Consider the following 11,157-nt stretch of genomic DNA (forward strand, 5'->3'; position numbering starts at 1 on the left):
ATAGGCGGGATGACCGAGAAGCAGGCGCAGGATTTCGCCGCCCGCGTACCCGCTGGCCCCCGCGACGGCGACCCGAATCGGTGACTGTGCGGTCGCCGTGAATTCCGGTGAGTTACCCATACGATTGATTATGCATCATCATGCAACTTCATTCATACGGGTGGGTCGGACCGGACCGGCTCACCCCTCGGCCAGCGAACGGCGGATCTCGGTCAGCTTGTCGGCGGCGGCCCGTCGGCGCTCGTCGAACTGTTCCTCGAGCGTGCGCCCCGCCGCGCTCTCGCGGGCGAGTTCCTCCGCACCGATCGCCGTGCCTGCGCGGCGTTCGATCTTCTCACGCACCGAGTCGAACGTGGGCACTCCGGCCGAGGTGTAACCGGCGGCCGCCCCCTCGGCGGGTGTCACGTCCGGCCCGACCGGGGACGGCGGGACGTCCGGCACCGACGGCGAGCCCGGTTCCGCCGGTGTCACGTCCGGGACCGACGGAGAACCGGGCTCGGCCGGGGTGACGTCGGGCACGGGCGCGTCCGGAGCGTCGGGGTCGGGGGACGACGGATCCGTGGTCATGCTCCCAGGCTACGTCCGCAGGCCCGGGTCAGTGCCGCAGTTCGGCACCGACGGCGGCGGACGCCGACGCGACGGCGGCGGCGCGGGCGGCGCTGGCCTCGTCCTCCGTGAGCGTGCGGTCTGCCGCCCGGAACCGCAGCGCGAAGGCGAGCGACTTGCGGCCCTCCCCGACCTGCGCCCCCTCGAACACGTCGAACAGGCGAATGTCCTCGAGCAGCTCGCCGCCACCCGCGCGCAGCGCTTCCTCGACGTCGGCGGCCGGGACCTCCTTGGCCACGACGACGGCGACGTCCTGCAGGACGGCGGGGAACGGGGAGACCTTGGGCGCCGGCAGCGACTCCATGATCGGCAGCGCGTCGAGGTCCAGTTCGAACGCGCACGTGCGGGCGGGCAGGCCGCCGCGCTCGAGCACCGCCGGGTGCAGCTCGCCGGCATGGCCGACGACGACACCGTCGACGAGCAGCTCGGCGCAGCGGCCCGGATGCCAGGGCAGGTACTGCGCCGCGCGGCGCTGCAGCCGCACACCGGCGGCGGCCGCGACGGTCTCCGCCGCGGCGAACGCGTCGGTCGCGTCCGCGGGCCGGCCCGGGCCCCACGGCCCGGCGGGCTCCCGCAGGCCGCACAGCACCGCCCCGACATGGACGGGCTGCGCGGGCAGCGATCCTTCGAGCAGCGCGATCTGCTCGTCGGTGGGACGCCGGTCCACCGGCAGCGGCGGCACGGGCCGGGTGCCGGGTCCGGGCAGGACGACCTGCGCGATCGCATAGAGCGACAGGTCGCGCTGGCCACGGGAGACGTTGCGGGCGAGCACCTCGAGCAGGCCGGGCAGCAGCGTCGTCGCCAGCTCGGGGCGGTCGGCCTCGAGCGGGTTGAGAACCTTGGTGGTGGTGCGGCGCGGGTCGTCGGCGTCGAGACCCCACGTGTCGAACACGTGCGCCGGCAGGAAGACGGGGGCGAGGACCTCGACGTGGCCGTCGGCGGCCAGGGCGCGGCCCACGGCGCGGCGGCGCTTCTGGCTCGGGGTCAGTCCGCGTCCGGCGGGGGCGGCGGGGAGCACGGACGGGATCTGCTCGAGTCCCTCGAGCCGCAGCACCTCCTCCACCAGGTCGGCCGGCTGGCGCAGGTCGGGTCGCCACGTGGGCGGCGTGACCACCAGCTGGCCGTGCCCGTCCGGGCCGACGCCGACCTCGACGCCACATCCGATCTGGGTGAGCCGGCGGGCGGCGGTGCCGGTCGGGTAGGCGACCCCGGCCATGCGGTCGGGCAGGTCGATGTCCATGCGGATCGAGACCGGCTCGACGGGGACCGAGATGTCGGTCAGGACCGGCTCGACGCGGCCACCGGCGATCTCCACGAGCAGCGACGCGGCCCGGTCCAGCGCCGGCAGCGCCACTTCGGGGTCGACGTTGCGCTCGAACCGCTTGCCCGCCTCGCTGACCAGCTTGTGGCGCCGCGCGCTCCGGAACACGGCCAGCGGATCCCAGGTGGCGGCCTCGAGGAGGACGTCGGTGGTGGTGCCGCTCACCTCGGTGGCGACGCCGCCCATGATCCCGGCCAGGGAGATCACGCCGGAGTCGTCGGTGATGACGACGTCCTCGGGGTCGAGGTCGCGTTCGATGCCGTCGAGGGTGGTCAGCTTCTCCCCCGCCTTCGCGCGCCGCACGACGAGCTCACCCTGGAGGGTGGCGGCGTCGAAGGCGTGCAGCGGCTGGCCGAGTTCGAGCAGCACGTAGTTGGTCACGTCGACGGCCGGGGAGATCGGGCGGATGCCGGACAGCAGCAGCCGCCGCTGCAGCCACCACGGGGACACGGCCTTGGGGTCGATGCCGGTGACCTTGCGGGCGGCGAAGCGGGTGGCGTCGGTCTCCGGCTCGAGCCGGATCGGGTAGGCCTGGCCGCCGTCGGCCGGATTGGGCACGACGTGCGCGGGGTCGGCGAACTCGAGGTCGAAGCCGCACGCGAGTTCGCGGGTCAGGCCCCGCAGCGAGAAGCAGTAGCCGCGATCGGGGGTGATGTTCAGCTCGATGACGGTGTCGCCGAGGCCGAGCAGGTCGTTGGCGTCGGTACCCGGTTCGGCGGTGCCATCCTCGAGGACGAGGATGCCGGAGTGGTCCTTGCCGATGCCGAGCTCGGCGACGGAGCAGATCATCCCGTCGGAGACCCTGCCGTAGGTCTTGCGGGAGGCGATGGCGAAGCCGCCGGGCAGCACCGCGCCGGGCAGCGCGACGACCACGAGGTCGCCCTCGGTGAAGTTGCGGGCGCCGCACACGATGCCGCGCGGGGCGTCTTCGCCCACCTCGACCTGGCAGAAGCGGATGGGCTTTTTGAACTCGGTGAGCTCGGTGATCTCGAGGACGCGGCCGACGACGAGGGGGCCGTCGAGGCGCGCGAGGGTGTCGACCTCCTCCACCTCGAGTCCGACCCGGACGAATCCCGCATCGAGTTCCTCCGCGGTGACGTTCCACTCGGGGGTGGCCCGCTGCAGGATCTCGGTCAGCCAGGACTGCGCTACTCGCACTTGTGCTCAGCTCTTTCGGTCGGTTCGGTGGTCGGGTCTCGGGTCGGGCGGCGTCAGCCCTGCACGCCGAAGGGCATGGTGAATCGGACGTCGCCCTCGACGATGTCGCGCATGTCGGAGATGCCGTTGCGGAACTGCAGGGTGCGCTCGAGGCCCATCCCGAACGCGAAGCCGGTGTACTCGTCGGGGTCGATGCCGCTCGCGCGCAGCACGTTGGGGTTGACCATGCCGCAGCCGCCCCATTCGACCCAGCCGGCACCGCCCTTCTTGTTCGGGAACCACACGTCCACCTCGGCGGACGGCTCGGTGAACGGGAAGTAGTTCGGGCGCATCCGGGTTCGGGTCTCGGGTCCGAACAGGGCACGGGCGAACGCGTCCAGGGTGCCGCGCAGGTGGGCCATGGTCAGACCCTTGTCCACGGCCAGGCCCTCGATCTGCGAGAACACCGGGGTGTGGGTGGCGTCGAGCTCGTCGGTGCGGAAGGTGCGGCCGGGGCACACCACGTAGATCGGGATATCGCGGTGCAGCATGGTGCGCACCTGCACCGGCGAGGTGTGGGTGCGCAGCACCTGCCGTGAGCCCTCCGGCGCGATGTGGAAGGTGTCCTGCATCGTGCGGGCGGGGTGGTCCGGCAGGAAGTTCAGCGCGTCGAAGTTGAAGTGCTCGGTTTCGACCTCGGGGCCCTCGGCCACCTCCCAGCCCATGCCGACGAACACGTCGGCGATCTGGTCGGAGATGATCGTGATCGGGTGCCGCGCGCCGGCGGGCCGGCGGTTGGCGGGCAGGGTGACGTCGATGGCCTCGGCGACGAGGACCGCGGCGTCGCGCTCGGCGAGGAGCTCGGTGCGGCGTTCGTCGAAGGCCGCGGTGACCGCGCCGCGGGCCGCGTTGACCCGCTTGCCGGCGTCGGCGCGCTGGTTGCCGGGCAGGCCGCCCAGGGCGCGCTTGGCGAGGGAGACGGGGGCCTTGTCGCCGAGGTGGTCGATCTTGGCCTGCGCGAGCGCGTCGAGGTCGGGGGCGGCGGCGAACGCGGCCAGCGCGGCCTGCGTGGACGCGGCGAGCGACTCCTCGCTCAGGGCGCTCGGATCGACTGCCGGCGGGGTGCCGCCCTCATTCTTGGCCACGACCGGTGCAACTCCTTCTTCGGGCGAACGGTGGGTGTGGTGCCACGTTCGGCGTCGAACGGATCGCGCCAGCGCAGCACCCAAATCCTAGGCGATGGCCGGGCCGCGCTAGGGCACGGCCCTGTCGGCGCGATGCTGCACGCGGGCGCTTGCGTACAGGCAGATCGACGCGGCGGTGGCAAGGTTCAACGATTCGGCGCGGCCGCGGATGGGGATGCGCACCCGGTGGTCGGCCCGCGCCGCGACCGCCGGGTCGAGGCCGTGGGCCTCGTTGCCGAACAGCCACGCCGTGGGGGCGGCGAGCAGCTCGTCGGCCTCGTCGAGATCGACCTCGCCGTCGGCGGCGGTGGCGAGCACCTGGAGTCCGGCGGCGGCGAGCGCGTCGAGGACGGTGCCGGTGTCGCGTTCACGGGCGAGCGGGAGGTGGAACACGCTGCCCGCGGAGGCGCGGACGCACTTGCCGTTGTGCGGGTCGACGCTGTCGCCGGCGAGGACCACCGCGTCGGCGCCGACCGCGTCGGCCACGCGGATGACGGTGCCGGCGTTGCCGGGCTCGGCGATCTCGACGGGCACGGCGAGCAGCCGCGGCGGCGGGGTCAGGGCCCGGGCGAGCGGCACGTCGAGCAGATCGCACACGGCGACGATGCCGGGCGGGGTGACGGTGTCCGACAGCCGGGCGGCCGCGCGCTCGGTGACGGTGGAGACCCGCACGTGTCGGCGCCGGGCGACGTCGAGCAGATCGGGGTAGCGGGCGGCGGCGGCCTCGGTGACGAACACCTCGTGCACGACGGCGGTCGTGAGGGCCTCGCCGACGGAGTTCTCGCCCTCGGCGAGGAAACGGCCGGCCTTGCGGCGGTCGGAGGTGCGCAGGAGTTTGACAGCAGAAACGACCCGTGGGGTGCGCTCGGTGAGCGGGTCCACGGGTCGTTCCTGTGCTGGTCGGTCGTTCAGCGTCGTCTCGGCGTTCGGCGCTGCGCTCAGGCGGCGTCGGCCGGCGCGTTGACGTCGGCGGGCAGCGCGGCCTTGGCCACGGCAACCAGGCCGGCGAACGCCTCGGCGTCGGAGACGGCGAGCTCGGCGAGGATCTTGCGGTCCACCTCGACACCCGCGGCCTTCAGGCCCTGGATGAAGCGGTTGTAGGTGATGTCGTTGGCGCGGGCAGCGGCGTTGATGCGGCTGATCCACAGCTTGCGGAAGTCACCCTTGCGCGCGCGACGGTCGCGGTAGGCATAGGTCAGCGAGTGGAGCTGCTGTTCCTTGGCCTTGCGGTACAGACGCGAGCGCTGCCCGCGGTAGCCCTTGGAAGCCTCGAGGATCGAACGGCGCTTCTTCTGGGCGTTGACGGCCCTCTTCACGCGTGCCACTGATATGTCCTGTCAATCTCGGGGGGCAGTCGATCGCCCCCGGGGGTCGGTCGGGGAAAGAAGCTCAGATGCCGAGCATGCGCTTGACGCGCGGGGCGTCGACGTCGGAGACGGCGGCCTTGCCGTCGAGGCGACGCGTCACCCGGGAGGACTTGTGCTCGAGCAGGTGGCGGCGGCCGGCCTTCTGGCGCAGGATCTTTCCGCTGCCGGACACCTTGAATCGCTTCGCGGTGCCGCTGTGGGTCTTCGACTTGGGCATGGAGTCCTCAGTTCGTCGGGGATTTACTCGTGTTCGTCCGGCTTGCGCGCAGCGGCCGGCCGGGCGGTGAGCCCGGTCGACCGGCGGAGCTACGCGGTGCCGTCGCCTGCCGCGGGCTTGTCCGCGGCAGGAGCCGGCCTGGCGACGGAGGCCTGGGCGGTCTCCTGCGCCTTGGCGCGGGTCTTGGCGCCCTTGTGCGGGGCCAGGACCATGGTCATGTTCCGACCGTCCTGCTTGGGGGCGGTCTCGATGAAGCCGAGATCGGCGACGTCGGCGCCGAGGCGCTGCAGCAGCCGGAACCCGAGCTCGGGGCGGGACTGCTCGCGGCCGCGGAACATGATCGTCACCTTGACCTTCGACCCCGCCTCGAGGAAGCGCACCACGTTGCGCTTCTTGGTCTCGTAGTCGTGGTCGTCGATCTTCGGCCGGAGCTTCTGCTCCTTGATCACGGTCAGCTGCTGGTTCTTGCGCGACTCGCGCGCCTTCTGGGCAGCCTCGTACTTGAACTTGCCGTAGTCCATGATCTTGCAGACCGGCGGACGGGCGTCAGGGGCCACCTCGACCAGATCGAGATCGGCTTCGAATGCCAGGCGGAGTGCATCTTCAACACGCACGATTCCGACCTGTTCCCCACCCGGTCCGACAAGTCGGACCTCGGGAACTCGGATGCGTTCGTTGATGCGGGTCTCAGCGCTGATGGGGCCTCCTAGGTAGAGCGGTGCGGTCCGGGTGACCGCGCCGCAGCACATGGGGCCGACTTCCGACGAAAAACCCCGCCGACGGTGCTTGCGCACCGGGCGGGGTCCGAATACCGACCGGCCCGACGGACCCCACGACGCGAAGGCCGTGCGCTCTCGTCCCCCGATCACTCGGGGTGCACGCTCCCCGGATACCCCGGTGGGCGGCGGACCGGACCACTGAGCGAAGGTCATGACCAGGTCATGTGCCGCACAGAGGTGGGAGTCGGACTCCACTTTGCTGCCCACGCGCAGAGCACGCGGACGGTCGTGACTCACAGCCTAGCAAACTTCGGGCCGTCGATCGAATCGCCGGCCGCAGCCCGACCCGCCCCAGCGGCAGCGAGGCGCGGGTGGGATCGTGGACCCATGACCGACACCCCCGATCCGACCGTGGCCGGTGACGTCCGGCACCTGGGCGAGATCCCGGCCGTCGAGGTGATCAGCCGCGCCGCCGTGATGCTCATGAGTTCCGCCGCCGAGAAGCTCGGCCTGGCCGACGAGGATCCCGAGGCCGGCACCCACCGCGACCTGGACGAGGCGCGCCGGGTGATCACCGCCCTCGCCGGGCTGGTCACCGCGTCCGTGGAGTACCTCGGCCCGCACGCCGGGCCGCTGCGCGAGGGGCTGCAGGCGCTGCAGCGGGCCTTCCGGGAGGCGTCGGCCTACCCGGACGAGCCGGGCAAGGGCCCGGGCGAGAAGTACACCGGCCCGGTCTTCTGACCCGGCCTCGGCCACCCCGGTCTCAGCGCAGCGGCACGCCCGGCTCCTCCCAGGCCCGCAGGCGCCGCAGCAGCGAGTCCTTCTTGCGTTGGTGGTCGGCCATCCGGCCCAGCACGTCGTCGAGGAAGCGCACCGCGTGGTCGACGTACGGGCCCTTGTTGAGCATCACGCACTCGGCCCGGCCCGACGCCGCGGCGTCGGTGATCTCCGCGCGCGACGGCCGGCCGGTCCGGGCGAGGGTGTCGAGGACCTGCGTCGCCCAGATCACCGGGACGTGCGCCGCCTCGCACACCCACAGGATCTCCTCCTGCACCTCGGCCAGCCGGCCGTAACCGGCCTCGACGGCGAGGTCGCCGCGCGCGATCATCACGCCGACCCGCGGCGAGTGCAGGGCCGCGAACAGGATGGACGGCAGGTTCTCGAACCCCGCCCCCGTCTCCACCTTGAGGATCACCCCGAGCCGCGCGCCGCCGAGTTCGGCGAGCCGGTCCTGCAGGCGCGCGACGTCGGCGGCACTGCGCACGAAGGACAGGCTGACCGCGTCCGCGTGCGCGACCACGAACGGCAACCGGTCCAGGTCCTCGTCGGTGAGCGCCGGCAGCCGCAGCTCGGTGTCGGGCAGGTTGATGCCCTTGGCCGTCCCCAGCCGGGAGCCGCGCAGATCCGCGTCGGTGATGCGGATCCGCAGCCGCCCCGGAGCGGCCTCCTCGACGATCCCCCCGATCCGGCCGTCGTCGAAGAAGATCCGGTGCCCGATCCGGGTGTCCTCGAACACCCGGGGCAGGGTGCAGCCGATGCGGGGCGGGTGGGCGTCGGGGTCGGCGGGCGTGAGGTCCGGATCCAGGATCAGCTCGTCGCCGACGTGCAGGGTGAGCCGCCGTTCGCGCGGCGGGAGGGCCGCGACGGCGGTGGCGTCGCCGCGCGCGGTCAGCCGGGTGCCGGGCACGAGGTAGGCGGTGTCGGTCAGCTCGGTGCGCACGTCACCGGCGGCGGTGCCGGTGACGACCAGCATGCGCTTGGAGCCGCGGGTGTCGCGGAAGGCGATGCGGTCGCCGGGTCGGCGCCGGGCCAGCCACAACTCGTCGGTGACGGGGACGACGACCTCGCCCGCGGCGGCCGCAGAGCCCGGGCGGGTGAGCCGCACCTGGACGGGTGCGACGGTGCGGCCGAGCGCGTCCCGTTCGGGTTTGGCGTGCACGACCGCGGGACCGGGCGCGACGGGGCCCGTGCGCAGCTTCGGGCCGGCGAGGTCCATGGTGACGGCGACGTGCCGGCCGTGGGCCCGTTCGGCGCGGCGCACGTGGTCGATCATGGCGGCCCACGCGTCCGGGCCGTCGTGCGCGCAGTTGATCCGGACGAGTTCGGCGCCGGCGCCGACGATCCGGTCGACGAGTTCGGCGTCGGTGGCCGCCTCGCTCGGCAGCGTCACCATGATGCGGGTCCGGCGGCCGCCGTGGACGGGACCGAGCAGTGCGGTGGCGTGGCGTTCGAGCAGGCGCTCGCCGGTGACGAAATCGACCGGACAGGGCCGGGCATCGATCTCGGGCAGGTCGGCGAGGCTGCCCACGGCCCGGCGCACCGCGTCGACGGAGGCCAGCACGTGGGCCTCGGCGCGCCCCAGGGACGAGAGCCCCCACGCGGCGAGGTCGGACTGCAGGTCGCGGATGTCCCGGCGCCGCAGGGCGACGTAGTGCGCCAGGTTCTCCGCGCCGGGCCGGTGAGCGGGGTGGGCCTGGGCCCAGCGCTCGTCGGCGTCCGCGGCGGCGACGAGCCCGTCCCGCAGCTCGTCGAGCGCGGCGGCGAGGGCCGCGAGGTCGCCGTGCGCACCGGTCATGCGCCCACCGTAGGGGCGCGGAGTTTCGCGGGGTTTGCGCCCGGTTGAACAATGTCGTTCCGGCAACGACCGTGTCGGTGACCCGCACCGTCGCCTGCATCCCCGAGGATGGGTGTCGTGGGCGCACACGTGATCCTCGTTCCCGGATTCTGGCTCGGCGCATGGGCATGGGAGGCTGTCGCCGAGGACCTGCGGGCGCGGGGGCACAGGGTCGACGCCCTGACTCTGCCCGGGCTCGGGTCCGTCCGGACCGACCGCTCCGGCATCACCCTCGACGACCACGTCGGTGCCGTCGTGGATGCGGTGGCGGGCGGGGCGATCGTCGTCGCGCACAGCGGCGCCGGCCCGGTCGCGTACGCGGCGTCGGACCGGGTCCCGACGGACGTGGCCCGCCTGGTGTACGTCGACTCCGGTCCGCTGCCGGATGCCGCTGCACTGCGACCGGATCTCGATGCCGCCGTGGCGGAGATCCCGCTACCGCCGTGGGCGGAGCTCGAAGCCGACGGCAACAGCCTGCACGGGCTCGACGACGCTGCGCTGCAGCGGTTCCGGGAGCGGGCGGTGCCGCATCCGGCCGGTCCGGCGCGGACTCCGCTCGCCCTGCACGACGACGCCCGCCTGAGGGTGCCGACCACCGTCGTGTGCAGCAGCTTCCCGTCCGGGGCGATCCCGCGGATGGCGCAGTCGGGGCATCCGGTGGCGTCCGAGCTCGGCCGGTTGACCGACGTGGAGTACGTCGACCTGCCGACCGGTCACTGGCCGATGTGGTCCCGTCCCGCCGATCTCGCGGCGGCGATCGATACGGCGACGATCGATACGGCGGGGCGCCGCTGACGCGGTCGCTCGCTACCGGCCCGCGGCGAACAGGCCCTCAACGAACGCTGTGACGTCGTCCAGGGACGCCCGCATCGTCTCCAGGTGGCCGACGGGATACGACCGGAACACGAACCGCTCCCCGGCCGCGGTCAGGTCGGCGACGAGCTTGAACGTGAACGGCGCCGGGGTGACGGTGTCCGTCAGGCCCTGGCCGAGGAACAGTGGACGGTCGTAGCCGCGGGTGGGGATCTCGAGCATGTCGCGGGCGGCCCGGACCAGGGCCGGATCGTCGGTGCGTCGCGCCAGCAGGTCGCCGATCGACAGATCCCCGACCTCGGCCGCCGCCTCCTGATAGCACAGGTCCTCGAGCCGGGCGAGGACCTCGCGGCCCCGCGGGCTGAGGAAGCGGTCGACGTCGACGTCGGGGCGGGTCGCGCGCATCCCGGCCAGCAGGTAGGCGATGAACACGGTGGTGCCGGTCAACGGCAGCGGCGGAAGGCGCGGGTCACCGAACGGCACGAGGTGCTCGATGTTCGACGGCACGCCCAGCGCGACGGCGCCGCGGTAGTCGAGCTCGGGTGCGTACCGGGTCGCGAGGGAGGCCGCGACCATCGCGGCTTGACCGCCCTGCGACTGGCCGAGTGCGACCCAGCGCGACCCGAGGGACGGTTCCACCGCCCGCGCGGCGCGCACCATGTCGATCAGGGCGTGGGCCTCCGACGGCCCGTCGAGGTAGGCGTGGAGGCCGGGGGTGCCGAGACCGGGGTAGTCGGTGGCGACGACCGCGTATCCCTGGGCGAGCCAGTGCGCCAGGTATCCGTTGTCGATGCGGCCGTCGACGGTGGGGGCGCACCGGTCCGCGATTCCGACCGCGCCGTGTCCCCACGACACCACCGGCCAGCCGCCGGCGGGCGCGGCGCCCGACGGCACGAAGACCGCGCCGGTGCTCAGGGCCGGCACCCCGCGCGGTCCGGTGGTGCGGTAGGTGAGCACCCACGCGGCGGACGCACCCGGCAGCCACCACTGCCGCGGCAACGGATCGACCCGGACGACGGTACCCGGCGGGTCCGCCTCGCTGCCTGCGGGCCGGGCCGCCGCAACCCCGGCCGTGAGCAGCATCGCCGTCACGAGCGCGGCGACGATCCCGCGGACACGACCACCGGAGAACGTCCGTGCCACCCCATCCCCCTTCGCGGTCCGCGGCGCGTCGGCGCC

Annotated in this window: 11 protein-coding genes and 1 pseudogene; 2 read left to right on the plus strand and 10 right to left on the minus strand. The window is 73.1% G+C overall.

Annotated elements, in window-relative coordinates; all coding sequences use genetic code 11:
• The 8 genes and pseudogenes from CQZ88_RS30460 to infC form a co-directional block, all read right to left on the minus strand.
• Positions 1 to 120 (minus strand): annotated as a pseudogene (locus CQZ88_RS30460) (N-acetyl-gamma-glutamyl-phosphate reductase); the annotation flags it as partial.
• Between the two features lie 60 nt (positions 121 to 180).
• Positions 181 to 567: a PspA/IM30 family protein gene (locus CQZ88_RS05005; protein ID WP_006936497.1), complete on the minus strand. Its 387-nt coding sequence runs from the start codon at positions 565 to 567 to the stop codon at positions 181 to 183.
• A 28-nt stretch (positions 568 to 595) separates the two neighbouring features.
• On the minus strand, positions 596 to 3,085 hold the full coding sequence (gene pheT / locus CQZ88_RS05010) for a phenylalanine--tRNA ligase subunit beta (protein WP_006936499.1): 2,490 nt from the start codon (positions 3,083 to 3,085) through the stop codon (positions 596 to 598).
• 53 nt (positions 3,086 to 3,138) lie between these two features.
• Positions 3,139 to 4,209: a phenylalanine--tRNA ligase subunit alpha gene (gene pheS / locus CQZ88_RS05015; protein WP_006936501.1), complete on the minus strand. Its 1,071-nt coding sequence runs from the start codon at positions 4,207 to 4,209 to the stop codon at positions 3,139 to 3,141.
• Positions 4,210 to 4,317: 108 nt separating this feature from the next.
• Complete coding sequence (locus CQZ88_RS05020; protein ID WP_006936503.1) at positions 4,318 to 5,130, minus strand: RNA methyltransferase; 813 nt, start codon at positions 5,128 to 5,130, stop codon at positions 4,318 to 4,320.
• Positions 5,131 to 5,186: 56 nt separating this feature from the next.
• Entirely contained in the window at positions 5,187 to 5,573 is a 387-nt protein-coding gene (gene rplT / locus CQZ88_RS05025; protein ID WP_003937964.1) for a 50S ribosomal protein L20, read from the minus strand.
• Between the two features lie 64 nt (positions 5,574 to 5,637).
• Positions 5,638 to 5,832: a 50S ribosomal protein L35 gene (gene rpmI / locus CQZ88_RS05030; RefSeq protein ID WP_006936506.1), complete on the minus strand. Its 195-nt coding sequence runs from the start codon at positions 5,830 to 5,832 to the stop codon at positions 5,638 to 5,640.
• Positions 5,833 to 5,921: 89 nt separating this feature from the next.
• Positions 5,922 to 6,581, minus strand: coding sequence for a translation initiation factor IF-3 (gene infC / locus CQZ88_RS05035; protein ID WP_029543898.1), 660 nt, complete (start codon positions 6,579 to 6,581; stop codon positions 5,922 to 5,924).
• A 357-nt stretch (positions 6,582 to 6,938) separates the two neighbouring features.
• Between infC and CQZ88_RS05040 the strand changes: the two genes are divergently transcribed.
• On the plus strand, positions 6,939 to 7,292 hold the full coding sequence (locus tag CQZ88_RS05040) for a DUF1844 domain-containing protein (RefSeq protein ID WP_006936509.1): 354 nt from the start codon (positions 6,939 to 6,941) through the stop codon (positions 7,290 to 7,292).
• A 22-nt stretch (positions 7,293 to 7,314) separates the two neighbouring features.
• Here the strand turns inward: CQZ88_RS05040 and CQZ88_RS05045 are convergent, their stop codons facing one another.
• Positions 7,315 to 9,126, minus strand: coding sequence for a pyruvate kinase (locus CQZ88_RS05045; RefSeq protein WP_102799331.1), 1,812 nt, complete (start codon positions 9,124 to 9,126; stop codon positions 7,315 to 7,317).
• A gap of 117 nt (positions 9,127 to 9,243) precedes the next feature.
• Between CQZ88_RS05045 and CQZ88_RS05050 the strand changes: the two genes are divergently transcribed.
• Positions 9,244 to 9,960 carry an alpha/beta fold hydrolase gene (locus tag CQZ88_RS05050; RefSeq protein ID WP_006936513.1) on the plus strand — a complete coding sequence of 239 codons (717 nt, stop codon included), beginning with the start codon at positions 9,244 to 9,246 and terminating at the stop codon, positions 9,958 to 9,960.
• 12 nt (positions 9,961 to 9,972) lie between these two features.
• Here CQZ88_RS05050 and CQZ88_RS05055 read toward each other — a convergent pair whose 3' ends face one another.
• The gene (locus tag CQZ88_RS05055) at positions 9,973 to 11,121 is read right to left on the minus strand and encodes a lipase family protein (protein ID WP_374703807.1); all 1,149 of its coding nucleotides are present in this window, start codon (positions 11,119 to 11,121) and stop codon (positions 9,973 to 9,975) included.
• Positions 11,122 to 11,157 lie beyond the last annotated feature (36 nt).

Source organism: Rhodococcus sp. ENV425 (assembly GCF_002887785.1).
GTDB classification, from domain to species: Bacteria; Actinomycetota; Actinomycetes; order Mycobacteriales; family Mycobacteriaceae; genus Rhodococcus; species Rhodococcus aetherivorans.

What these genes read in the sequence shown, in the direction of transcription:
- CQZ88_RS05045 (WP_102799331.1), bottom strand. Translation starts at nt 9,126, where the DNA reads ATGACCGGTGCGCACGGCGACCTCGCGGCCCTCGCCGCCGCGCTCGAC.
- infC (WP_029543898.1), bottom strand. Translation starts at nt 6,581, where the DNA reads ATGTGCTGCGGCGCGGTCACCCGGACCGCACCGCTCTACCTAGGAGGC.
- CQZ88_RS05005 (WP_006936497.1), bottom strand. Translation starts at nt 567, where the DNA reads ATGACCACGGATCCGTCGTCCCCCGACCCCGACGCTCCGGACGCGCCC.
- CQZ88_RS05040 (WP_006936509.1), top strand. Translation starts at nt 6,939, where the DNA reads ATGACCGACACCCCCGATCCGACCGTGGCCGGTGACGTCCGGCACCTG.
- rpmI (WP_006936506.1), bottom strand. Translation starts at nt 5,832, where the DNA reads ATGCCCAAGTCGAAGACCCACAGCGGCACCGCGAAGCGATTCAAGGTG.